This is a genomic window from Paraburkholderia terricola, assembly GCF_900142195.1.
Taxonomy (GTDB): Bacteria; Pseudomonadota; Gammaproteobacteria; order Burkholderiales; family Burkholderiaceae; genus Paraburkholderia; species Paraburkholderia terricola.
Genome location: NZ_FRAB01000003.1, coordinates 1 through 22,556 on the forward strand (window position 1 = coordinate 1; position 22,556 = coordinate 22,556).

The following is a 22,556-nucleotide window of genomic DNA, read 5'->3' on the forward strand; positions in this document are numbered from 1 at the left end:
CTAGCAGGCTGTTGAAAAGCGCCCCGTCACGAGGACCGAAGCTATGTTCAGGAGGCTTGCGCGTGCGATTTCCCGCTGAATTACCGGTTCGCCGCGCAATCTGCGCGGGGCATGCGCACGCATGCAGCCCTTGTGGCGCGCAGTCTTCGCGCCGTAGCGGCTCATCGCGTCGCTCCTTGGGGCACCACACCTGGCATTCGGGCCATGCGGGTCAGATTGCTCGCAACCATCGTCAGCTTGAAGTGCTGGTCGACACGCTTGATACCGCGATAGACGGTCTGCCGGATCCGTCCGATGGTCTTGCCCCAGCCGAAATGCTCTTCGATTCGTTTGCGGATGATCTGGCTAATCCGGTAGCCCGCATGCCGCGAAGTGCGACCGTCGATTGCGCTGCCGCCCCAACGCTCATCGTTGCGCGCGACATGCGGTGTCACGTTGCGAGCGCGGCAATCGTTCACGAAGTCGCGGGTGTCATACGCCTTGTCGGCGCCAACTGTCTTCGCATGAGCGCCTGGCACGCAATCGAGCAATTGCAACGCGCTGGCCCGCTCGGCGAAACCATCCGCGTGACTAACCACGGCGCCGACCACCAGCCCCGAGCGATTCTCCATCAGGATGTGCCCGTGGTAGCACAGGATGGCCGGGCTCTTGTGGCTCTTCTTGAACAATCGCGCATCCGGATCAGTAGTCGACTCGTGCGTGGCATTGCTACGTCGCTCGCCTTTCCAGTCAGTGTCGGCGTTGCGGCCACCGCCGGCTGGCGGACCATCGTCCGGGCCGTCCTTGCGGCGGAAGCTCTTGTGACTGGCCCACGCCTGAAGCAGCGTGCCGTCCACCGAGAAATGGTCTCTCGACAGCAAGCCCCGTTTGTCCGCCAGGCTCATGACTTCGGTGAAGAACGCTTCCACGACTTCATGCTCCAGCAACCGGTCGCGGTTCTTCGAGAACACCGAGTGGTCCCACACGGCGTCCTCAATCGCCAGCCCGACGAACCAGCGGAACAGCAGGTTGTAGCGCATCTGCTCCATGAGCATGCGCTCGCTGCGCACCGAGTAGAACACCTGCAACAGCAGCGCCCGCATCAGCTTCTCAGGCGCAATCGAGGCACGGCCGGTGTCCGCGTAGATGACGCTGAACAGCCCGTTGAGCCGTTTCAATGCATCATTCACCAGCAACCGGATCGGTCGCAACGGGTGATCTGCCGGAACGAAGTCCTCCAGCTTGACCGTCGTGAACAGGGGCTCCTGCATCTCATCCATTCCGCGCATCGCATCCGCTGCCAAAGATCATGAACACGATATCCATAACGCCTGTCCCTCAAACCCCGTTTACACGGGATCCAAATTCAACAGCCTGCTAGAACGCCACGCGCGCGCCAGATAATGAAAATTTCAGTTGCGGCGAAGTGCGAGCAGGCGTTATTCGTCGCCATGCTGGCAGAAGCGGCGGCCCGGTATGTGCGATACCACGGCCTGGGCGATTTCGAACGGCGTGCTTTCCGCGGGCACCACGCGGCGGCTGGATTCGGGCGTGTGCTTCATCGTCCATTCGACGAGGCGATACGAACGTCCCCAAGGATGCTGCAGCGGGTCCGAGACCTTGCACGTGTGGATCTGGCGCACCCATTCGTTGCCGGGCATGGCGCGCAGATGCGCAAATACCGTATCTTCAACCATGGTTTGACTCCTTCTTCGCAGGCATGCAGCCCATCTTTCGGCGCGTCGGCGACACCCCTTAAAAAAAGCGCCGCCGATGCTCTGGCGGCTCAACAGGGGGATGGTGAGCGCCATGGTTGCAGGGAAGAATTAAGCCAGACTTAAGATCGGATAAAAGCGCATGCGCCAGCGCCCAGCCGTCCCAACTGTTTTACGGCAACGCCGTTTCCGAAACCGGCTTCGTCCTGCCGAGTTCCTTCTTCACGCCTTCGGCGTAACCGGGGTCGACCTTGTCGAACAGCGCCAATTGCCGGTTGACGATGTCCGGCGCGACGCCCGCCATCGCTTCGGCGATATTGCGGAAAAAACGCTCGCGCTGCGGCGCGTCGAACAGCTTGTACAACGCGCGCGGATGGCTGTAGTAGTCGTCGTCCTCGCGATGGTCATAGCGCTGGATCGCGCCATCCACGGCGAGCGGCGGCTCGTTCACCGAGGCGTCCTGCGGGAATGCCCCGAACCGATTCGGCTCATAGTTCGGCGTGTTGCCGAGATTGCCGTCCGTGCGCATGCCGCCGTCGCGATGATAGGAATTCAGGTTCGCCGTGCGCGGCGCATTCACCGGAATCTGATGATGGTTGATGCCGAGCCGATAGCGCTGCGTGTCGCCATATGAGAAGAGGCGGCCCTGCAACAGGCGATCCGGCGAGAAGCCGATGCCCGGCACGACATTGGCGGGCGTGAACGCGGCCTGCTCGACATCGGCGAAATAGTTGTCCGGATTCCTGTTCAGTTCGAGCACGCCGACGTCGATCAGCGGAAACTCCTTGTGCGACCACACTTTGGTGATGTCGAACGGATTTTCCGCGCGCGCATGCGCGTCGGCTTCCGTCATCACCTGAATGCAGAAGCGCCATTGCGGGAAGTTCTTCTTGTCGATCTGCTCGAACAGATCGCGCTGCGCGCTTTCCCGATCGCGGCCGATCAGCTCGGCGGCCTCGGCATTCGTATAGTTTTCGATGCCCTGTTTCGACTTGAAATGGAACTTCACATAGAAGCGCTCGTTTTGCGCATTGATCAGCGAGAACGTATGCGAACCGAAGCCGTGCATCTGCCGGTAGTTCTTCGGGATGCCGCGGTCGCTCATCAAGATCGTGACTTGATGCAGCGATTCCGGATTGCGCGACCAGAAATCCCACACCATGTTGGCGTCGCGCAAATTGGTTTGCGGATTGCGCTTTTGCGTGTGAATGAAGTCGGGGAACTTGAGCGGATCGCGAATGAAAAACACCGGCGTGTTATTGCCGACAATGTCCCAATTGCCTTCTTCGGTATAGAACTTCACCGAGAAACCGCGCACGTCCCGCTCCGCATCGGCCGCGCCGCGCTCGCCCGCCACGGTGGAAAAGCGCATGAACGTCGGCGTGACCTTGCCGACTTCGAACACCTTCGCTTTGCTGTACCGGCTGATGTCGTGCGTGACGGTGAGCGTGCCGAATGCGCCGGAGCCTTTGGCATGAACACGGCGTTCTGGAATGACTTCGCGGTCGAAGTGCGCGAGCTTTTCGAGCAGCCAGAAATCTTGCAGCGTGATCGGGCCGCGCGGGCCGGCGGTTTCGGAGTTCTGGTTATCGCCGACCGGCGCACCGGCGGCGGTCGTCAAGATTCGATTCGTCATGGCGTTTCCTTTGCTTGCCTGGGCGGGGGAGAATGCATCGACCGCTTGCGTGGCGATCGATGCGCAATGGCGCGCCGGATTGCCGGATGTCCGGCGCGCGGCCCAGTCTAGCAATGCTTCTGCCGCGCCACGCAATAAAACGTTGTTAAGAGATCTAAATCGAGGCGGTTACATTACGTCGGGCGCATTGGCAGTGCGTGTATCGTGCTTCCCCGTCAAATCATTGCTAACGAATCTGTCAAACGCCCGGCGCATCCGGCGGCACCCCGAGCAACTGCAGCGCGCCGCCCGTCACTCCGCTGAACACCGGCCCCGCCACCGTGCCCCCATAGAACGCCTTGCCCGCCGGGTCGTCGATCATCACGGCGACGATCAGCCGCGGGTCGCTCATCGGCGCCATGCCGACGAAAAGCGCGCGATAGCGGTTTTTCGCGTAAGTCGCGCCCACCTGCTTGCGCGCCGTGCCGGTCTTGCCGCCGATCCGGTAGCCGGGCACCGCCGCGGCGCGCCCGGTGCCGCCTTCGCCGGTGGCCATTTCCAGCATCGAGCGAATCGCGCGCGCGGTAGCCGGCGTCGTGACCGCATGGCCGGTTTGCGCTGATTGCATGACCGCACCCGCGCCGTCGCGCACCAGACTCACGCGATGCATCGTGCCGTCGCCGGCATAGGCGGTGTAGACCTGCGCCATCTGCAGCAGCGAAGCGGACAACCCGTAGCCGTAGGCCATCGTCGCCTGTTCGATCGGACGCCAGCGTTTGTACGGCCGCACCTTGCCGGACGCCACGCCCGGAAAAGTCAGATCGGGCCGCGAGCCGAGCCCGTATTCCTGATATTTGGTCCAGATCTTTTCGGCCGGCAGATTCAGCGCGAGCTTGGCGAGCGCGATATTGCTCGACTTCTGCACCGCTTCGGCGACCGTCATCATGCCGTGGTTCGAGGTGTCGTGAATCACCGCCGGGCCGATCTTGTACCAGCCAGGGGCGGTATTGATGACGCTTTGCGGCCGCACCTTGCCCTCGTCGATCGACAGCGCGACGACCAGCGGCTTGATGGTCGAGCCGGGCTCGAAAGTGTCGACCACCGCGCGATTGCGCAGTTGCCGCCCGGTCAGCCGGGCGCGGTCGTTCGGATCGAAGCTCGGATAGTTCGCGAGCGCCAGGATCTCGCCGTTGCGCGCATCGAGCACGACCACGCTGCCGGCTTCGGCGTGGTGTTTGGCAATGGCTTCCTTCAGTTGCGCATAGGCGAGTTGCTGAATGCGCCGGTCGATCGTCAGGTGGATGGTCGCGCCGTTTTGCGCGGGCACCAGCGGCCGGGTCTCGGACACCACGCGGCCGAGCCGGTCGCGGATCACCTCGCGATGACCGGGCACGCCGAGCAACTGCTCGTTGGCGGCGAGTTCGACGCCTTCCTGGCCGTTGTCCTCGATATCGGTGAAGCCGACCACGTGCGCCGCCGACTCGCCTTCGGGATAAAAGCGCTTCGAATCCGCGATCTGCGTGATGCCCGCAAGCCCCAGCTTGTTCAGATGACCGGCGGTGTCGGCATCCACCTGGCGCTTGAGCAGCACGAAGCTCTTGTCGCCGTTCAGACGCCGGCGCAATTCCGCGAGCGGCAGATCGAGCAGCTTCGAGAGCGGCGGCAGCGCGGCCTCGTCGAGCTGTTTGGGCGAGGCCCAGATCTCATAGGTCGCGAGACTGACCGCGAGCATCGAACCATTGCGGTCGACAATGCGCCCGCGTGTCGCATCGAGTTCGATGGTGCGCTGATAGCGCTTTTGCCCTTGATCGACGTAGAAGTCCTGGTTCATCACCTGCACCCAGAACGCGCGGCCCGCCAGCGAGGCGAACGCCGCGAACACCAGCAGGACGATGAGCTTCGAGCGCCACATCGGCAGGCGTGCGGTCAGCAACTGGTTCTTCGCGACGGGCGCGTAGGGTGCGTGCTCGGACTTCTTCTTCTGGGTCATGGGCTTTGCATCTTTGAAAGACAAACAGCAATGAACAGCGGATCGGCCAGCGCCGCCCGAACCGGCGCCGCCGCTCCGATTGTAATCAGAACGTAATCTGTATGCGAGGCCTCCGCAAACCGATCGTGGATGCGCGGCACGTCGCGCACGCCCAAGCAGCATGAAAAAAGCCGCGCGGACTTGAAAATCCGCGCGGCTCGTTCGTTCGATTAATGCGTCAACTCCGACGCGGCGTGTTAAAGAGGCGCTCCCTGCTGTCGAGCGCCTTCTTTCTTTGCGCTTCCGCTAACCTCCGTCAGCGTCCAAATTTATCCTCAAGCCGGCAGCGCAAAGCTCGAAATCGCCTCGCGCAGCACGCCCACCTGATCCTTCAGCGAATGAGCCGCGGCGGCGGCCTGCTCGACCAGCGCGGCATTCTGCTGGGTGACCTGATCCATTTCGCCGACGGCGCGATTGACCTGTTCGATGCCCGCGCTCTGCTCGCGCGACGCGTTGCTGATTTCCTCGAGGATTTCGTTGACGCGGCGCACCGACTGCACGATCTCGCCCATCGTCGAGCCGGCGTTGGACACCAGCGACGCGCCGGCCTCCACGGTATGCGTCGAGGTCTCGATCAACGCCTTGATTTCCTTCGCCGCCGTGGCCGAGCGCTGCGCGAGGCTGCGCACTTCGGCGGCGACCACGGCGAAGCCGCGCCCCTGTTCGCCCGCGCGCGCCGCTTCCACGGCCGCGTTGAGCGCGAGAATGTTGGTCTGGAAGGCGATGCCGTCGATCACGCCGATGATGTCGCCGATCTGCCGCGAGCTGCTGGTGATCTCGCCCATCGTGCGGACCACGTCGTCGACCACGCGGCTGCCGCGCGTGGCGACATCGGCGGCCTGACCGGCGAGCTGCGACGCTTGCTGCGCGCTGTCCGCGTTCTGCTTCACGTTGACCGTCATCTGGTCCATGCTCGACGCGGTTTGGACGAGCGCGGCCGCCTGTTCCTCGGTGCGTTGCGAGAGATCGGTGTTGCCGGCGGCGATTTCGGTCGCGCCGATGTTGATGTTTTCCGTGCCCAGGCGCACGCGCGAAACGGTGTCGACCAGACCGGCCTGCATCGTGCTCAGCGCATGCAGCAGACTTTGCGTGTCGCCCGGCGCGACCGGCACGCGTGCCGCGAGATTGCCGCGCGCCATCAGTTGCGTGGCTTCCACGGCGACTTCGAGATCGCCGCCGAGCGAGCGGCGGATGCTGCGCAACACCAGCAGCATCGCGGCGGTGGCGATCGCGCCGAGCGTGACGGTGATGAGAAGCCAGCGCAGCAGATTCGCATAAAACGCGCGCTGCACGTCGTCCATGTACATGCCGGTGACGAGATACCAGTCCCACGGCGTGAAATGCAACGAGTAGCTGGTTTTCGCCACCGGCTGGTCGCTGCCCGGCTTCGACCACAGGTAATCGACGAAGCCGCCGCCATCGTGATTGCCCGCCTTGACGATGTCGACGAACAGATGGTTGCCCGCCGGATCGGCGAATTGCGCGAGGTTCTTGCCGATCATCTCCTTCTTGAACGGGTGCATCAGCATGACGGGCTGCGAGTCGTTGATGGAGATGTAGCCGTCCTTGCCGTAGCGCATCGACGCGAGTGTGTCGAGCGCCTGCTTTTTCGCGTCTTCCTCCGACATCGCGTGCTGTTGGGCAAGCGTGTGGTAGCGGGCCACGATGTGGTTGGCCTGGTCGATCAACGCGGTCAACTGATCGCGGCGGTCCGCGATCATCGAGGCGCGGCTTTGCCATGCGCCGAAGCCGCCGATCAGAATCAGGCCGATCCAGAGGATGGCGATCATGGAAGCGAGTTTTTTGTTCAGAGTCATAGCGATGGGTTTTGCTTTCGCACAGTGGTCGGTCAGAGGTCGGCTCCGCGTGTTCGCTGGCCGCGGATGGTTTGTCGCTCACTCTGTTTACGGCGTAATGGCCTGCTATCCGCAGTGAGGGGAAACCCGCTGTTTCGCGTTTTTATTCGTCTGAATAAATTGGCGCTTTTCCGGCATTGAACGCATTGGCGGTTATACGTTTTTTCCGCTTGGAGCGGGTTGCTCCAGGTATTTTCGAGTTTCAAGTCACGGGCGCCAGCGCATTGAAAAGTTAATGAAAACCGCGAATTAAATGCGATATTGGAAATGGGCGAATAATTCGCCCGCCAAAAAAGGATGAATGGACAAACCCTTAATCGGAGGACTGGCGCGGCTTGCATCAAGTCTCCACAAAACGCCAACAAAACCCAAAGTCCGGGGCACCGTCCGGGTCACCGCACGGGCGCAAAAAACGACACAGTTTTCCACGTAAGCGCAACGGAACATGCGCTCTGTCATCAAAAAGACAAATAAATAAAAATTCCGCTATAGTCGCCATTTTCCGGCCGACAGCCGGGCAAAAAACAGCACCAATAAGCCCGCCACAGGAGAGAACAGAACATGAACGCCCGCGAACCCGCATTCGTTTCCGCTTCCCGCAGCGCGCGCCTGCGCCAGATGCTGGTCAGCAACGAACTCGAATTCATGATGGAGGCGCACAACGGCCTCTCCGCGCGCATTGTCCGCGAAGCCGGCTTTAAAGCCATCTGGGGCTCCGGCCTCGCCATCTCCGCGCAATTCGGCGTACGCGACAATAACGAAGCAAGCTGGACGCAAGTCGTCGACAACCTCGAATTCATGGCCGACGCCAGCGACCTGCCGATTCTGCTCGACGGCGACACCGGCTACGGCAACTTCAACAACGTGCGCCGTCTGGTGCGCAAACTCGAACAGCGCGGCATCGCCGGCGTGTGTATCGAGGACAAGCAATTTCCCAAGACCAATAGCTTCATCAACGGCGAAGCGCAGCCGCTCGCCGACATGGACGAGTTCTGCGGCAAGATCAAGGCCGGCAAGGACTCGCAGTCGGACGAAAACTTTTCGATCGTCGCGCGCGTCGAGGCGTTGATCGCCGGTTGGGGCATGGACGAAGCGCTGCGTCGCGCGGAAGCCTATCGCCGCGCCGGCGCGGACGCGATCCTGATTCACAGCAAGCTCTCGCGTCCCGACGAAATCCTGGAGTTCGCGCGCGAATGGGCCGGCCGCGGTCCGCTCGTGATCGTGCCGACCAAGTACTACAGCACGCCCACCGAGGTATTCCGCGAAGCCGGCATCAGCACCGTGATCTGGGCGAATCACCTGATTCGCGCGGCCACCTCGGCAATGCAGGCCGTCGCCAAGGAAATTCATTCGAGCCAGACGCTCGTGAACGTCGAGGACAGCATTGCCGCCGTCAACGAAATTTTCCGCCTGCAAGACGCCGACGAATACTCGGAAGCCGAAGACCGCTATCTGACGAGCGGCCGCGCGGCCGGTTCGGCGGTGGTGCTCGCGGCGAGCCGCGGCGCGGGCCTCGAAGCCGTCACCGAGGACCGTCCGAAGGTCATGCTGCCGATCGCCGGCAAACCGCTGCTGCGCTGGCTCGTCGATGCGTTCAAGAAGCAGGGTGTAAACGACATCACGGTGGTCGGCGGTTATCGCGCGGACGCGATCGACACGGCGGGCATCAAGCTGGTCGTCAACGAACGGCATGCGCAAACCGGCGAACTGGCGTCGCTCGCTTGCGCGGTCCAGGGCGACAAACTCGCGGGCGACACTGTGATCTCCTACGGCGACCTGCTGTTCCGCAGCTATATCCTGCGCGACCTCGTGGAGAGCGAAGCGGCGTTCAGCGTGGTGGTGGATTCGTCGCTGACCGACGCGGAAAACGCCAGCGTGCGCGATTTCGCGTGGTGCTCGGCGGCCGACGACCGCGGCCTGTTCGGCAACAAGGTCACGCTGCGCCATGTGTCGAGCGGGCAGGAGGCTTCGTCCGCGATCGCCTCGCAAACGCCGCACGGCCGCTGGGTGGGTTTGCTGAACGTGCGCGGCGAAGGGCGCGAGCGTCTGCAAGCGGTGCTCGGCCAGTTGCAGGCGCGTCCGGATTTCGATTCGCTCGACATGCCCGCGCTGCTGAACGCGCTGATCGAAGCCGGTGAATCGATCGAAGTGCAATACGTGCACGGCCACTGGCGCGGTGTGAACGACCTGGAAGACTTCCGTCGCGCCGGCGATTTCGCGCATGCGCAAGCGCCGTTCGCGGCAACGGCGGTCAACAAGGCCGCGGACGCAACCGGCGGAGCCGCGCAATGATCGAGGCGGCACAGTTCGTCGAGGCGGCGCGCGAACGCGGCTTCGACTGGTATGCGGGCGTGCCGTGTTCGTATCTGACGCCGTTCATCAATTACGTGTTGCAGGACGAATCGCTGCACTACGTGTCGGCGGCGAACGAGGGCGACGCGGTCGCGCTGATCGCGGGCGTCACGCTCGGCGCACGCAACGGCCGGCGCGGCATCACGATGATGCAGAACTCCGGGCTCGGCAACGCGGTGAGCCCGTTGACCTCGCTCACTTGGACCTTCCGTTTGCCGCAATTGCTGATCGTCACGTGGCGCGGCCAGCCCGGCGTCGCCGACGAACCGCAGCACGCGCTGATGGGCCCGGTCACGCCCGCGATGCTGGAGACGATGGAGATTCCCTGGGAGACGTTCCCGACCGAGGCCGACGCGATCGGCCCGGCGCTCGATCGCGCCATCGCGCATATGAATGAAACCGGCCGCCCGTACGCGCTCGTCATGCAAAAGGGCAGCGTGGCGCCGTACGAGTTGAAAGACGCTGGCGCGGGCGCGCGCCGCGTGCCGGCGGCGGCGCGTTCGCAGTTCAGGAACGTGGCCGCGAGCGAATTGGCTTCACGTCACGAGGCGTTGAAGAAGGTTATCGCGCATACGCCGCTCGAATCGACGGTGGTGCTGGCGTCGACCGGCTTTTGCGGCCGCGAGCTGTATGCGATCGACGACCGTCCGAACCAGTTGTACATGGTCGGCTCGATGGGCTGCGTGACGCCGTTCGCGCTGGGCCTCGCGCTCGCGCGTCCCGACCTGCACGTGGTCGCGCTCGACGGCGACGGCGCGGCGCTCATGCGCATGGGCGCGTTCGCGACGCTCGGCGCGTACGGCCCGTCGAATCTCACGCACGTGCTGCTCGACAACGGCGCGCACGACTCGACCGGCGGTCAGGCGACGGTATCGTCGCAAGTTTCGTTTGCGGGAGTGGCGGCGGCGTGCGGTTATGCGTCGGCGATTGAAAGCGACGACCCGAGCGTGATCGACGAGTTGTTCGACGCGGCACCGGCGCCGCACGGCCCGCGCTTCGCGCGTCTCGCGATTCGCCGCGGCACGCCCGACGGCCTGCCGCGTCCCACCATCACCCCGCCCGATGTGAAAACGCGCCTGATGCGCCACATCGGCGCCGCTTAAGGAGTCCGCGAATGCTGCTGCTCAATCCCGGCCCGGTGACGCTCACCGAACGCGTTCGCAACAGCCTGCTGCAGACGGACCTGTGCCACCGCGAAAGCGAGTTTTTCGACTTGCAGGAAGAAGCCCGCACGCGTCTGGTCGATCTGTACGGTCTGAACGCGAGCGAATGGCAGGCGGTGTTGATGACCGGCTCCGGCACGGCCGCCGTCGAGAGCATGACCGCCGCGCTGGTGCCGCAAAACGGCAAGCTGCTGGTGGTGGAAAACGGCGTGTACGGCGAACGCATTGCGCAGATCGCCACGCAATACGGCATCGCGCATGAATCGCTGAAGCACGACTGGATGCAGGCGCCGGATCTCGCGAAAATCGCCGAACGGCTCGACGCCGACAAGGCGTTCACGCACCTCGCCGTGATCCATCACGAAACCACCACCGGCCGCCTGAACGATCTGCCGGCGCTCGCCGCGCTGTGCCGCGCACGCGGTCTGCGTTTGCTGGTGGACGGCGTCAGCAGCTTCGGCGCGGAAGCGATTGATTTCGCGGACGTGAGCCTCGACGCGGTCGCGGCGACGGCGAACAAATGCCTGCACGGCGTGCCGGGCGCGTCGTTCGTGCTGGTGCGGCGCGCCGCGCTTGCGCAGGCGGCGAGCCGCACGTACTACCTGGACCTCGGGCGTCTCGCGCGTTTGCAGGATCAGCGCAACACGCCGTTCACGCCGTCGGTGCATGCGTACTACGCGCTCGTCGAGGCGTTGCGCGAACTGGCCGACGAAGGCGGCTGGCACGCGCGTCACGCGCGCTATGCCGCGCTCGCCGAGCAGACGCGCGCGGGTCTCGCCGAGCGGGGTATCGGCAGCGTGTTGCCGGCGGAGCAATCGTCGGTGGTGCTGCGCGCGTATCGCTTGCCGGCCGGCGTGTCGTATCCGCAACTGCACGACGCGCTCAAGGCGCGCGGCTTCGTCATCTATGCGGGGCAGGGCGGGCTGTCGGCGGAACTGTTCCGCATCTCGACGATGGGCAACCTCCACGCCGCCGACATCGACCGGCTGTTGCAGGGCTTTACCGATCTCATGCGCTGATCGCGGGCGGCTCGGGTTCAGGCGCCGGGCCGCTTTCGGCTCGGCGCCGATTCACGCTTCGGCCTCGCGCCAATTCACGCGTCAAGCCCACGGCGGCGCCAATCCTCATACCGGGTCTTTGTCCGGCGGCCCCTCGGGTTGCTGCGGCTCATCGGTGTGATGCCCCGGCGACGGCGGCACGAGCGGATCGGCTTCCGGGTCGCGGGTCGGATCGGCGTTGGGATCGGGAATCGGGCTGGTATGCATGTCGTAGCTCATTGCATCACCTGTGAGTGGAGAAGAAGGCGTGGCCGGCGATGAAATGCGCGCCGGCCATTTCCTTCAATCGTAGGCGATCCGGCGTGCATGGCGCCGCCTACTTTTTCAAGCGGCGGCCCACGCTCAACTGCCAGTAACGCTCGGTGGCGAACACGTCGTCGTAATTGCCCGCGCCGAACGCACGCAACTGGCTTTCGTAGGCGAGCACCGCTTCGCGTTTGAGCAGCGCGCGGCGCTGAACGTCGATGGTGTGCCCCGCGCTCGGATGCGCCGGCGTCGCGACGATGCCGCGCTGCGCGAGATCGGCGAGCCGCGCCTGCACGACGCCGGGCGTGCGCCGGTGAATCGCTTCCTCATAGCCGAACCACGTCAGATGCGACAGGCGCGGCAGGATTTCGCAGCAGGCTTCGAACACCCGCACGTGGTCGTCGTGATACAGGCCGAGCGGCATCAGCAAGGTGTTCGCGGTCGAGCGATAGATGGTTTCCTCCAGCGCCGCCGCCATCCTGCTGATCGACGGCGAGTCCGAATACTGGGCGTCGCGAAACGGCATGCGCAACGGAATCGCGTCGAGTAGCTCGAGCGCGCGGTTGTCTTCGAGCGTGCGTTCGTGAATCGCCTGATGCGCGTTCGCGAAGCCCGACTTTTCATCCCATTCGGTATGCATCTGCTGCTCGGGCGGCGCGGCGAACACCGTGCAGACCGCCGCGTCGGGATGCGCGGCGAGCAACGCGCCGCAACTGAAGACGGCGTCGTCGAAATGGGGCGAGACGATGAAGAGGCGTCGGCTGGTTTCGCTCATGGACGTGTGGTGGTGTCGAACGCGCGGGGCCGCATTCGAGGCGTAAGCGTGGGCGCAAATCGCGATGTCACCTCAGCTTAGGCGGAATCGGGACGGCTTGCGCAACATCTGATGAGCGCAAGGCGCATGCCTGGGCGCGCCGGGCTGCCGGCAGTCGTCTGCGCACCAGCATCGCGGCCACGCCGCCTACACGTTGCGCAAATCTTCCGGCGTATCGACATCGCGCAAGATGCCCGGATCGTCGACGTCCAGCCGCGTGACATGCTGCGACATCAACAGGGAGCGCGCGCCCGCGTCGCCGTCGAGCTTCAGCAGCGCATCGCGGTGCGCGACGCCGAAGCCGACCGGATGCCCGCGCTGCCCCTCGTAAAACGGCGCGACCAGCGACGCGCCGCCATCCAGCGCACGCGCGAGCGCTTCGATCGTCGTCACGGCGATGCGCGGCATGTCGGCGAGCGCGACGATCCAGCCTTCGGCGTCGTCGCTCGCCTCGATGCCCGCGGCGAGGCTCGCGCCCATGCCGCGCTCGGCGGCCGGGGCGAACACCACCTCGCAGCCGGCGTCGTTCAGCAGGCGCGCAAGGGCGTCCGAGCCGGGCCGCACCACGGCCACCACGCGCGGCACGACCGCGAGCAGCCGATGCGCGGCTTCATGCGCGACCGGCGTGCCGTCGCGCATGCGCGCGAGCAGCTTGTTGTGCATGCCGTCCGGGTCGAAGCGCGAGCCGAGACCGGCGGCGAGCAACACGCCAGTGGCGAGCGAGGCATAGGCCATGAGCGGGCACCGGGAGAAAGGATGAAACCGATTGTGCGTTGCAACGCATGACGAGGCAAGCGCGAAAGCATCCCTTCAAACCCGCACCTGCCCCATCACCTTATCGAGCGTGATCGGCAAATCGCGCACGCGCACGCCGGTCGCGTGAAACACCGCATTCGCAATCGCCGCCGGCACGCCCGTAATGCCGATCTCACCGATGCCGCGCACGCCGAGCGAGTTGATATACGGATCCGGCCGGTCAATGAAGGTAATGTCGAGGGAGCCGATATCCGCGTTCACCGGCACGTGGTACTCCGCGAGGTTCGCGTTGGTGAAGCGTCCAGTGCGCGTATCGAGCGAGCTTTCCTCCTGCAACGCGGCCCCCACGCCCCACACGATGCCGCCCAGCATCTGGCTGCGCGCGGTCTTCTCGTTGAGCACGCGGCCCACGTCGTAGACGGCGACGACCCGCGGCACGCGGATCGTGCCGAGATCCGCGTCGACGTGAACCTCGACGAATACCGCGCCGAACGAGTGAAACGAGTACTTCTGCTTCTCGTCGCCGGGCTTGACGCTCGAGGCCGCCTCGATCGGCTTGCCGCCCGAGCGCGCGATGATCGCCGCCGCCGGATCGCGCTTCGCGGGCTGTGAGCGGCTCATCACCCAGCCGTTTTCCACGGTGACGTCGTCGAGCGCGAGGCCGTGCACGGGCGAGGCCTGATCCGCGAGCGCCAGTGCGATCAACTGGCTGCGCGCCTGGCTCGCGGCGTCGCGCACGGCCGGCGATACGCTCGCCGCCGATTGCGAGCCGCCCGACACCGGCGCGCGAGGCAGCGACGAATCGCCGAGCGCGAAGCGGATGCTTTCGGGCGCGAAGCCGAGCGCGTCGGCGGCCACCTGGGTCATCACGGTGTAGGTGCCGGTGCCGATGTCCTGCGTGCCGGAGGCGACCATCGCGGTGCCGTCCGGCAGAATCCGCGCAATCGCCGCGGCTTCGCTGCGGTTGGCCGGATACGTGGCGGTCGCCATGCCCATGCCGATCAGCGTATTGCCGTTACGCATCGAGCGGGGCGCGCCGCTGCGCCGCGACCAGCCGAACTTCTGCGCGCCGATCTGGTAACACTCGCGCAAGGATTTGCCCGACCACGGCTTGTTTTCCTGCGGATCGGCGTCGGCGTGATTCTTCATGCGCAGCGCGAGCGGGTCCATGTTCAACGCCGCCGCGAGTTCGTCCATGGCCGATTCGAGCGCGAACGAGCCGGTCGTTTCGCCGGGGGCGCGCATGAAGGTCGGCGTGCCGAGGTTCAACTGCACGAGCCGGTGCGTGGTGATCTGATTAGGCACCGCGTACAGCATGCGCGTGACCATGCAGCAGGTCTCGGTCCAATCCTCGATCGTCGACGTGTTCGAGATGCTGTCGTGGCGCATCGCGGTCAGCGTGCCGTCGCGCCGCGCGGCGAGCACCAGGTGCTGCTCGGTTCGCGGACGCGCGCCGACCGGGCCGAACATCTGCGGCCGTTGCAGCACGAGCCGCACCGGGCGTCCCGTCTGCTTCGCCGCCATCGCGCACAACGACACATGCGACCACGACGAGCCCTTGCAACCGAACCCGCCGCCGACGAACGGCGAGATCACGCGCACGTCGCCGGGCGCGATGCCGAACGTTTTGGCGACCGCCTGCGCCGCGCCGCTCACGCCTTGCGTCGAATCGTAGAGCGTGAGTTGCGGGCCGTCCCAGCGCGCCATCGTCGCGTGCGGTTCCATCGGATTGTGATGCTCGATCGGCGTGGTGTAGGTCACGTCGACGTGCACCGCCGCGCCGCGCATGCCGTCCTCGAAGCTGCCGCGCCGCGTATCGGTCTGCCGGCCTTGCGGCTTGTCCGGCGCATGGCTGTTCGACTTGGCCCGCGTGAAATCGAGCATCGCCGGGCTCGCCTGGTAAGCGATGCGCAACTGACGCGCGGCGTCGGTCGCCTGTTCGAGCGTGTCCGCGACCACCACCGCGACCGGCTCGTTGTTGTAGTGAACCTCGTTGTCCTGCAGCAGCGAGAGGCGGCGGCCGGCCGGCGGCGCCAACGCGGGCTTGCCGCCGTTCGGCAGGCGCGGCGCGTTCTGATACGTCATCACGAGCAGCACGCCGGGCAGCGCCTGCGCGCGGGCCGCGTCGATCGACGCAATCGTGCCGCACGCGATCGTGCTGGTGACGAGCACCGCATGCGCGAGACGCGCCTCGGGAAACTCGCCGGCATAGCGCGCCTCGCCGGTTACCTTGAGCAGACCGTCGGTGCGGTCGAACGGTTGTCCGATCAGATTCATGCGACACCTCCGGCACGGCCAGCGGCCTGGTTCACCGCGCGCACGATCGCGCGTTGCGCGAGCTGCACCTTGAAACGGTTGTCGTGTTGGGGCCGCGCATCGCGCAGCGCGGCGGCGGCGGCGTCTCGCAGCGTCGCTTGCGTGAGCGGCCGGCCGTCGAGCATCTGTTCGGCGGCGCTCGCGCGCCACGGTTTATGCGCGACGCCGCCCAAGGCGATACGCGCGGTCTTCACGCGCTCGCCGTCCATCTGCAAGGCGGCGGCGACCGAGACGAGCGCGAACGCATAACTGGCCCGGTCGCGCACTTTCAGGTAATGCGAACGCGCGCTGAAGAGCGCTGGCGGCAGATCCACCGCGGTAATCAATTCACCGGGCTGCAAGGTGGTGTCGAGCTCGGGCCGATCGCCGGGGAGCCGGTGAAAATCGGCGAACGCAATGGTCCGCTCGCCTGCCGGGCCGCTCACGCGCACCACCGCATCGAGCGCGGCAAGCGCCACGCTCATATCCGACGGGTTCACGGCGATGCATTGCGCACTCGCGCCGAGAATCGCGTGCGTGCGATTGTGGCCGTCGAGCGCGGCGCACCCGCTGCCGGGCGTGCGTTTATTGCATTGCGTGAAGGCGGTGTCGTAAAAGTAGCCGCAGCGGGTTCGTTGCAGCAGATTCCCGCCGACCGTCGCCATATTGCGCAGTTGCGCCGATGCGCCCGCCAGAAATGCTTGCGACAACAGCGGGTATTGCTCGCGCACCAGCGCATGATTCGCCGCATCGCTGTTGCGCACGAGCGCGCCGATGCGGATGCCGCCGTCGGGGAGCGTCGTGATCGTATCGAGTCCGCGAATATGCGTGATATCGATGAGCCGCACGGGCCGCGTCACGCCGCCCTTCATCAGATCGAGCAGATTCGTGCCGCCGCCGATGAACACCGCGCCGGGTTGCTGAACCGCGCGCACCGCGCCGGCGATATCGCCGGCGCGTTCGTAAGAGATTGCATCCATGCTGGTCGCTCCGTCAGGCGTTGCCGGTGCCGTTGCCATCGCTCGCGGCGCTGCCGCTCTGGCTACCGCCTTCATGCACCGCGCGCACCGCGGCGACGATGTTCGCGTACGCGCCGCAACGGCAAATATTGCCGCTCATGCGCTCGCGAATCTCGTCGTCGGAAAATTGAGCTGGGCGGCGGCGCACATCGGCCGTCACGGTGCTGGCCGCGCCGTCGCGGAATTCGCTCAGCAGGGCCGTCGCGGAACATAACTGACCCGGTGTGCAATAACCGCACTGGAAAGCATCGTGTTCGATGAAGGCGCGCTGCATCGGACTCAGCGCGCCGTTGGCGGCGAGCCCCTCGACCGTCGTGATGTTCTGGCCTTCATGCATGACGGCGAGCGTCAGGCACGAGTTGATGCGGCGGCCGTCGGCGAGCACGGTGCAGGCGCCGCACTGCCCGCGGTCGCAACCTTTCTTGGTGCCCATCAGGCCCGCGTATTCACGCAGCGCATCGAGCAGGGTCACGCGCGGTTCGAGTCGTAGCGCATAAGCGCGGCCGTTGATCGTCAACGTGACCGGGCGCGGCGGTACGGCGTCGCGAGCTTGCGCGGGCGGTGCGGACGGCGATTGATCTTGCGCGCGAAGGTGCGGCGCCGCACCGACCGTGGCGGCCGCGGCAGCCGATTGCAGAAAGCGGCGTCGCGCGGGTCGACGTGGGGTGGCGTTCTTGTCGCCCGAATCCTGACATTCCTTATTCGAAGACATGACGTTCAGTTGACTCCATTCAAAGGTGCATGCACGCTGGCGATGCGCCGGTATCCGACGCGCGCGATCCGACACACGGCAGGTAGCATGTTCGGTGCCGTTGCGTCTTCAACCGTATGAAAAAATCACGGAGACAGCAAAGATGACTTCACGAAAAAGAGTCACGCCGGCGCTACAGTCCGGCTCACCGGCGCGGGCGATCGCCACGGGCGTGGCGGCCGTTATCGTTCTGACCGCTTGCCACAGCGGTGACGACGACGTCAAGCCTCCGCAAGCCAACGTCTTGCCGAGCTTCATCAAGAGCGCGGTGAAAACCCAATCCTACGACGGCAACGCCGACGATCTGCTGACAGCGGGCCTCGGCAAGACCGGCCTCGCGTCGGCCACCGCGCCGGCCATCGCCAACCCGGCGCAGCCGAGCGCCGCCGAGCTGCGGCGGCTTGCGATCTGGTCGAACTATCGCGCGCTCGTCGACATGACGGCGAACGGCGGTTATGGACGCTTCTGGGGACCCAATGTCGACCTGAACGGCAACGACACGCTGGGCGAAGGCAAGATCGCCGGCAAGGAATACCTCGCATTCGCCGACGACGGCAGCGGCAAGCAGAACGTCAGCATGCTCGTGCAGATACCGGCGAGCTTCAATGCGGATCAGCCGTGCATCGTCACGGCGACGTCATCCGGTTCGCGGGGCGTATACGGCGCGATTTCCGCGGCCGGCGAGTGGGGCCTCAAGCGCGGCTGCGCGGTGGCCTACACCGACAAGGGCGGCGGCAACGGCGCGCATGAACTGTCGACCAACCGCGTCACCTTGATCGACGGCACGCTCGCGGACGCGGGCGCCGCGGGCAAGGCGAGCCTCTTCACGGCGAACCTCGGCAATGTCGATCTGGCCACGTTCAATAGCCAGTTCCCGAATCGCTATGCGTTCAAGCATGCGCATTCGCAGCAGAACCCGGAGCAGGACTGGGGCAAGAACACGCTGCAAGCCATCCAGTTCGCCTATTGGGCGCTCAACGATTCGTATGGTCCGCTCAACGGCTCGGCGCACACGGTGCGTTATGCGAGCGGCAGCATCACGACTATCGCGGCGTCGGTGAGCAACGGCGGCGGCGCGTCGCTCGCGGCGGCCGAGCAGGATACGTCCGGCCTGATCACCGCGGTCGTGGTCGGCGAACCGCAGATCAACTTGCGGCTGCCCGCCTCGGTGTCGGTCACGCAGGGCGGCGCGCCGGTCGGGGCGATCGGCAAGCCGCTCGCCGACTACACCACGCTCGCCAACACCTTGCAGCCGTGCGCGGCGCTCGCGCCGGCCGCAACCGGCGCGCCCTATCTGAGCGCGCTGCCGCTGGCCACCACCAATGCCATTCGCACCGCGCGATGCGCGTCGCTGGCGAGCGCCGGCATCATCACCGGCGGCGACGTGGCGACCCAGGCGACCAACGCGCTCGCGCTGCTGCATCAGAACGGCTATCAGGCCGACTCCGATGTGCTGCAAGCGCCGATGTGGGATTCGCAAGCGGTGCCGGCCGTCGCCGTGACCTATGCGAACGCGTACGCGCGTTCGAGCGTCACGGACAACCTCTGCAACTTCAGCTTAGGCACCACCAGTTCGACGGGTGCGGCCGGCGTGACGCCGGCGGTCTCGCCGATGCTCACGGTATTCGGCAACGGCAACGGCGTGCCGCCCACCAACGGCGTCAATCTCGTCTTCAACGCGGGCGCGACGGGGGCCGCGGATCATCGGCTCGCGACCGCCGACGCCAGCTACGCCGGCGCGGCCTGCCTGCGTACGCTGTGGACCAACGGCACGTTGACCAACAGCGTGGAGGCGGTGCGCGTCAACGCCAATCTGCACGGCAAGCCCGCGATCATCGTGCAGGGTCGCGCCGATGCGCTCGTGCCGATCAACCACGCATCGCGTCCGTACCTCGGGCTCAATCAGTTGACCGAGGGCGGCGCAAGCAAGCTGTCGTTCTATGAAGTGACGAACGCCCAGCATTTCGATGCGTTTCTCGGCGTGGCCGGCTTCGATACGCGCTTCGTGCCGCTGCACTACTACGACATTCAGGCGCTCAATCTGATGTGGAGTCATCTGAAGAGCGGCACGCCGCTGCCGCCGTCGCAGGTGATTCACACGGTGCCGCGCGGCGGCACCCCCGGCGCCGCGCCGCCGCTCACCACGGCCAACTTGCCGGCGATCGCGGCCACCCCGGCCGCCAATGCGATCACGGTCGCCAATGGCGCGGTGAACGTGCCGAACTGAGTGGGCGAGGCCCGCGGCGCGCGCTTTCGGCGCGCGTGACGCGGGCCGCTCAGGTACGACCAGGCCCGACCAGGCACGGCCAGGAACAAGCGATGCTACCGCTGACGAGGTCAAGCGCGTTCAGAGGAGAGCGAATGCAGTTCGACTACCGGCATTTCCACATCGACTGCCGCGCCCGCCATGCGGAAGACGGCTACTACTACGCGAGAGCCCGCATCACGCACGTTCCGCAAGATAACGGGCATTGCCGCTCGCACGATTCCGGCGACATCGACGCCTTTTCGAACGAAGCCGATGCCATTTCATGCGCGAAGTCATGGGCGATGGAGTGGTGCGATACGGCGGCAGCCTAGATCGCCTTGCAGGGAGAACACGCCGTGGCGAAGCTCCGAATTGCAACTTTCAACATCAACGGAATCCGTTCGCGCTTGCCGGCGCTATTGCAATGGCTCGAGCGCGAGGCACCCGACATCGTGTGCCTGCAGGAACTCAAGGCGCTCGACAGCGCGTTTCCCGTCGAGCCGCTGCGCGAAGCGGGCTATAGCGCCATCTGGCAAGGGCAGAGCGCATGGAACGGCGTGGCGATTCTGTCGAAGGGAGAGGCGCCGCATGAAAGCCGCCGCGGCCTGCCCGGTTTCGAGGAGGACACGCACAGCCGCTATCTGGAAGCGGCCGTGGGCGGCGTGCTGGTGTGCTGCCTGTATCTGCCGAACGGCAATCCGCAACCGGGCCCCAAGTTCGACTACAAGCTCGCATGGTTCGACCATCTGATCGCGCATGCGGCGAAGCTGTTCAGGAGCGGCCATCCGGTGGTGCTGGCCGGCGACTTCAACGTCGTGCCCACCGACGAGGACATCTACAATCCGCGTTCATGGCTGAAGGATGCACTGCTGCAACCGGAGAGCCGCGAGCGTTATCGGCGCCTGCTCGCGCAAGGCTGGACCGACTCGCTGCGAACGCATTTCGGCGACGAGCGCGTCTACACCTTCTGGGATTATTTCCGCCGTCATTGGGACACCAACTCCGGCTTGCGGATCGATCACATTCTGCTGAGCGCGGACCTCGCGCCGCGTTTGCGCGATGCGGGCGTCGACCGCTGGGTGCGCGGCGAGCCGCATGCGAGCGATCATGCGCCGGCGTGGGTGGAACTGGAGATGGGCGCGGCGCGCCGCAGGAAAAACGGCTGACCGGGCGATCGCTCACGGCGGACCGCCCGGCGTTCATCGAAGCCGCCGAATAGCGGCGAGACCAGGAGACTAATAGTCGCGCCGCGAGCCGCCGTGCGACCACAGCGCGCCGGCCACGAAACCGGCGAGCGCGACCACCGCGAGCGTGGTGAACGGGCTTTCAGCCGTGGTTTCGCGTAACAGACTGGTGGTATTCGCGCAAAGCTGCTGCGCCTTGCCGCTTAATTCGCGGGCCTTGCCCGCCATCTGCTCGCGTGTGTCGCCGAGCATCTCGCCGGCCGCGCCTTGAACCTTGCCCGCGGCTTCCTTCACCGCGCCTTGTGCTGAATTGGTGTCCATACGTTTGCTCCCGTTGTCATATTTACGTGTGAACTCGTCGCAATTGCAACGCCGCCACACCAAGGTTCGCGCAGGCCGCCCGGCAAAAAGGGCGGCTTACGTCCACCGGACAGGGCGCAAGAAGCGCGCCCGAGGAGCCACGAACAACTGGACGCCGGCAAACGACTACGGCGAGCGGCGGATAAAACTCACCGGCTGCAAGCGCCCGGCCACCGTGGGAATGGCTGAGCTCGCCGGCACGCTGTCGTCGATCGCGGTGCGTCCGCCGTCGTGGAAGAACGCCAGCTCCGCGGCCTTGTTCAGCACGAGGATGCTGATGCGCCGGTTAGTCGGTTCGTCCGTGACGCGGCTGTTCAGCGGCAGCACGTCCGCCAGCCCGCGCACCTGCAGCACCTTGTCCGCATGCATGCCGCCGGCCACCAGCGCGCGGCGCGCGGCGTTCGCGCGTTCGGACGACAACTCCCAGTTCGAATAGCCTTCCGGGCCCGCGGCGAACATCACCGCGTCCGTATGGCCGGCAATCGAAACGCGGTTCTCCACGTCGTTGAGCGCCGCGCCGATCTGCGTGAGGATCGTCACCGCGTACGGTTGCAGCTTCGAACTGCCGGAGGGAAACATCGGCCGGTTCTGCGAATCGACGATCTCGATGCGCAGCCCTTCGTTCGTGATCGAAATGCGGATCTGGTCCTTGAACGACTTCAGCGTGGGGCTCTGCTCGATCAACGCGGTGAGCTTCGCCTTCAGTTGCTGCAGGCGGGCCGCGTCGGCGGGCGACACGGTCGGCGCGGCCGTGGCCGGCGGCTCGATCTGGCTTTTCTTGCCGTCGCCGGGCCGCGTATCGGAGACGTCGCGGCCGCCGCCTTGCACCACGCTGGGACGCGCCGCGGCCGTGCTGTCGTTGCCGCCGAGCATGGCCGACAGCGGGGTGTTGAAGTAATCCTCGATGCCCTGCTTGTCGTACTTCGACGTGGAGCCGAGCAGCCACATCAGCAGAAAGAACGCCATCATCGCGGTGACGAAGTCGGCGTAGGCGATTTTCCATGCGCCGCCGTGATGCGCGCCGTGGTCGCCGCCTTTCTTCGAGCGGCGCACGATCACCGGGGCCGGCGTCTCGCCCTGCGAGCCGCGCGATTTTCTGTCGCTCATCATGGCGCT

The 22,556-nt window shown here is 65.4% G+C and carries 19 protein-coding genes; 6 read left to right on the forward strand and 13 right to left on the reverse strand.

Annotated elements, in window-relative coordinates:
• Positions 1–161: 161 nt before the first annotated feature.
• The 5 genes from BUE39_RS03355 to BUE39_RS03375 all read right to left on the reverse strand — a co-directional run bounded on the left by BUE39_RS03355 (position 162) and on the right by BUE39_RS03375 (position 7,155).
• Complete coding sequence (locus tag BUE39_RS03355; protein WP_073427243.1) at positions 162–1,268, reverse strand: IS5 family transposase; 1,107 nt, start codon at positions 1,266–1,268, stop codon at positions 162–164.
• A 150-nt stretch (positions 1,269–1,418) separates the two neighbouring features.
• Positions 1,419–1,676 carry a DUF2866 domain-containing protein gene (locus BUE39_RS03360; RefSeq protein WP_073427244.1) on the reverse strand — a complete coding sequence of 86 codons (258 nt, stop codon included), beginning with the start codon at positions 1,674–1,676 and terminating at the stop codon, positions 1,419–1,421.
• 190 nt (positions 1,677–1,866) lie between these two features.
• Positions 1,867–3,330, reverse strand: coding sequence for a catalase (locus BUE39_RS03365; RefSeq protein WP_073427245.1), 1,464 nt, complete (start codon positions 3,328–3,330; stop codon positions 1,867–1,869).
• Between the two features lie 238 nt (positions 3,331–3,568).
• On the reverse strand, positions 3,569–5,299 hold the full coding sequence (locus BUE39_RS03370; RefSeq protein WP_073427246.1) for a peptidoglycan D,D-transpeptidase FtsI family protein: 1,731 nt from the start codon (positions 5,297–5,299) through the stop codon (positions 3,569–3,571).
• Positions 5,300–5,613: 314 nt separating this feature from the next.
• Complete coding sequence (locus tag BUE39_RS03375) at positions 5,614–7,155, reverse strand: methyl-accepting chemotaxis protein (protein ID WP_073427247.1); 1,542 nt, start codon at positions 7,153–7,155, stop codon at positions 5,614–5,616.
• Positions 7,156–7,755: 600 nt separating this feature from the next.
• Here BUE39_RS03375 and aepX point away from each other — a divergent pair.
• Genes aepX through BUE39_RS03390 form a run of 3 tightly spaced genes read left to right on the forward strand, consistent with a single transcriptional unit; the run spans position 7,756 to position 11,728 of the window.
• On the forward strand, positions 7,756–9,486 hold the full coding sequence (aepX, locus tag BUE39_RS03380; RefSeq protein ID WP_073427248.1) for a phosphoenolpyruvate mutase: 1,731 nt from the start codon (positions 7,756–7,758) through the stop codon (positions 9,484–9,486).
• Positions 9,483–10,649, forward strand: a complete 1,167-nt coding sequence (aepY, locus tag BUE39_RS03385) for a phosphonopyruvate decarboxylase (RefSeq protein WP_073427249.1) — start codon at positions 9,483–9,485, stop codon at positions 10,647–10,649. Before aepX ends, aepY begins: the two co-directional genes overlap by 4 nt.
• An 11-nt stretch (positions 10,650–10,660) precedes the next feature.
• Positions 10,661–11,728, forward strand: coding sequence for a 2-aminoethylphosphonate aminotransferase (locus BUE39_RS03390; RefSeq protein ID WP_073427250.1), 1,068 nt, complete (start codon positions 10,661–10,663; stop codon positions 11,726–11,728).
• Positions 11,729–11,833: 105 nt separating this feature from the next.
• On the opposite strand, the gene BUE39_RS35100 is transcribed toward BUE39_RS03390, so the two are convergent.
• From BUE39_RS35100 to BUE39_RS03415, 6 genes are all read right to left on the reverse strand, one after another.
• On the reverse strand, positions 11,834–11,986 hold the full coding sequence (locus BUE39_RS35100) for a hypothetical protein (protein WP_167363266.1): 153 nt from the start codon (positions 11,984–11,986) through the stop codon (positions 11,834–11,836).
• Positions 11,987–12,083: 97 nt separating this feature from the next.
• Positions 12,084–12,788: a PIG-L family deacetylase gene (locus BUE39_RS03395; RefSeq protein ID WP_073427251.1), complete on the reverse strand. Its 705-nt coding sequence runs from the start codon at positions 12,786–12,788 to the stop codon at positions 12,084–12,086.
• Positions 12,789–12,974: 186 nt separating this feature from the next.
• Positions 12,975–13,562 carry a nucleotidyltransferase family protein gene (locus tag BUE39_RS03400; protein WP_073427252.1) on the reverse strand — a complete coding sequence of 196 codons (588 nt, stop codon included), beginning with the start codon at positions 13,560–13,562 and terminating at the stop codon, positions 12,975–12,977.
• A 75-nt stretch (positions 13,563–13,637) separates the two neighbouring features.
• Complete coding sequence (locus BUE39_RS03405) at positions 13,638–15,860, reverse strand: xanthine dehydrogenase family protein molybdopterin-binding subunit (RefSeq protein ID WP_073427253.1); 2,223 nt, start codon at positions 15,858–15,860, stop codon at positions 13,638–13,640.
• Positions 15,857–16,858, reverse strand: a complete 1,002-nt coding sequence (locus BUE39_RS03410; RefSeq protein WP_073427254.1) for an FAD binding domain-containing protein — start codon at positions 16,856–16,858, stop codon at positions 15,857–15,859. Before BUE39_RS03410 ends, BUE39_RS03405 begins: the two co-directional genes overlap by 4 nt.
• 13 nt (positions 16,859–16,871) lie before the next feature.
• The gene (locus tag BUE39_RS03415; RefSeq protein ID WP_073427255.1) at positions 16,872–17,609 is read right to left on the reverse strand and encodes a 2Fe-2S iron-sulfur cluster-binding protein; all 738 of its coding nucleotides are present in this window, start codon (positions 17,607–17,609) and stop codon (positions 16,872–16,874) included.
• A 142-nt stretch (positions 17,610–17,751) separates the two neighbouring features.
• Between BUE39_RS03415 and BUE39_RS03420 the strand changes: the two genes are divergently transcribed.
• From BUE39_RS03420 to BUE39_RS03430, 3 genes are all read left to right on the forward strand, one after another.
• Complete coding sequence (locus BUE39_RS03420; RefSeq protein WP_073427256.1) at positions 17,752–19,875, forward strand: D-(-)-3-hydroxybutyrate oligomer hydrolase; 2,124 nt, start codon at positions 17,752–17,754, stop codon at positions 19,873–19,875.
• 134 nt (positions 19,876–20,009) lie between these two features.
• The gene (locus tag BUE39_RS03425; protein WP_073427257.1) at positions 20,010–20,228 is read left to right on the forward strand and encodes a hypothetical protein; all 219 of its coding nucleotides are present in this window, start codon (positions 20,010–20,012) and stop codon (positions 20,226–20,228) included.
• Positions 20,229–20,252: 24 nt separating this feature from the next.
• Positions 20,253–21,062 (forward strand): exodeoxyribonuclease III, encoded by an 810-nt coding sequence (locus BUE39_RS03430; protein WP_073427462.1) that lies wholly within the window; start codon positions 20,253–20,255, stop codon positions 21,060–21,062.
• A gap of 69 nt (positions 21,063–21,131) precedes the next feature.
• On the opposite strand, the gene BUE39_RS03435 is transcribed toward BUE39_RS03430, so the two are convergent.
• Both BUE39_RS03435 and motB read right to left on the reverse strand, forming a co-directional pair.
• Positions 21,132–21,401, reverse strand: a complete 270-nt coding sequence (locus BUE39_RS03435) for a CsbD family protein (RefSeq protein ID WP_073427258.1) — start codon at positions 21,399–21,401, stop codon at positions 21,132–21,134.
• A 165-nt stretch (positions 21,402–21,566) separates the two neighbouring features.
• On the reverse strand, positions 21,567–22,547 hold the full coding sequence (gene motB / locus BUE39_RS03440; protein WP_073427259.1) for a flagellar motor protein MotB: 981 nt from the start codon (positions 22,545–22,547) through the stop codon (positions 21,567–21,569).
• Positions 22,548–22,556 lie beyond the last annotated feature (9 nt).

Excerpts from the sequence above, each read along its gene's own strand:
- BUE39_RS03355 (WP_073427243.1), bottom strand. The coding sequence starts at position 1,268 with ATGCGCGGAATGGATGAGATGCAGGAGCCCCTGTTCACGACGGTCAAG.
- BUE39_RS03360 (WP_073427244.1), bottom strand. The coding sequence starts at position 1,676 with ATGGTTGAAGATACGGTATTTGCGCATCTGCGCGCCATGCCCGGCAAC.
- BUE39_RS03365 (WP_073427245.1), bottom strand. The coding sequence starts at position 3,330 with ATGACGAATCGAATCTTGACGACCGCCGCCGGTGCGCCGGTCGGCGAT.
- BUE39_RS03370 (WP_073427246.1), bottom strand. The coding sequence starts at position 5,299 with ATGACCCAGAAGAAGAAGTCCGAGCACGCACCCTACGCGCCCGTCGCG.
- BUE39_RS03375 (WP_073427247.1), bottom strand. The coding sequence starts at position 7,155 with ATGACTCTGAACAAAAAACTCGCTTCCATGATCGCCATCCTCTGGATC.
- aepX (WP_073427248.1), top strand. The coding sequence starts at position 7,756 with ATGAACGCCCGCGAACCCGCATTCGTTTCCGCTTCCCGCAGCGCGCGC.
- aepY (WP_073427249.1), top strand. The coding sequence starts at position 9,483 with ATGATCGAGGCGGCACAGTTCGTCGAGGCGGCGCGCGAACGCGGCTTC.
- BUE39_RS03390 (WP_073427250.1), top strand. The coding sequence starts at position 10,661 with ATGCTGCTGCTCAATCCCGGCCCGGTGACGCTCACCGAACGCGTTCGC.
- BUE39_RS35100 (WP_167363266.1), bottom strand. The coding sequence starts at position 11,986 with ATGAGCTACGACATGCATACCAGCCCGATTCCCGATCCCAACGCCGAT.
- BUE39_RS03395 (WP_073427251.1), bottom strand. The coding sequence starts at position 12,788 with ATGAGCGAAACCAGCCGACGCCTCTTCATCGTCTCGCCCCATTTCGAC.
- BUE39_RS03400 (WP_073427252.1), bottom strand. The coding sequence starts at position 13,562 with ATGGCCTATGCCTCGCTCGCCACTGGCGTGTTGCTCGCCGCCGGTCTC.
- BUE39_RS03405 (WP_073427253.1), bottom strand. The coding sequence starts at position 15,860 with ATGAATCTGATCGGACAACCGTTCGACCGCACCGACGGTCTGCTCAAG.
- BUE39_RS03410 (WP_073427254.1), bottom strand. The coding sequence starts at position 16,858 with ATGGATGCAATCTCTTACGAACGCGCCGGCGATATCGCCGGCGCGGTG.
- BUE39_RS03415 (WP_073427255.1), bottom strand. The coding sequence starts at position 17,609 with ATGTCTTCGAATAAGGAATGTCAGGATTCGGGCGACAAGAACGCCACC.
- BUE39_RS03420 (WP_073427256.1), top strand. The coding sequence starts at position 17,752 with ATGACTTCACGAAAAAGAGTCACGCCGGCGCTACAGTCCGGCTCACCG.
- BUE39_RS03425 (WP_073427257.1), top strand. The coding sequence starts at position 20,010 with ATGCAGTTCGACTACCGGCATTTCCACATCGACTGCCGCGCCCGCCAT.
- BUE39_RS03435 (WP_073427258.1), bottom strand. The coding sequence starts at position 21,401 with ATGGACACCAATTCAGCACAAGGCGCGGTGAAGGAAGCCGCGGGCAAG.
- motB (WP_073427259.1), bottom strand. The coding sequence starts at position 22,547 with ATGAGCGACAGAAAATCGCGCGGCTCGCAGGGCGAGACGCCGGCCCCG.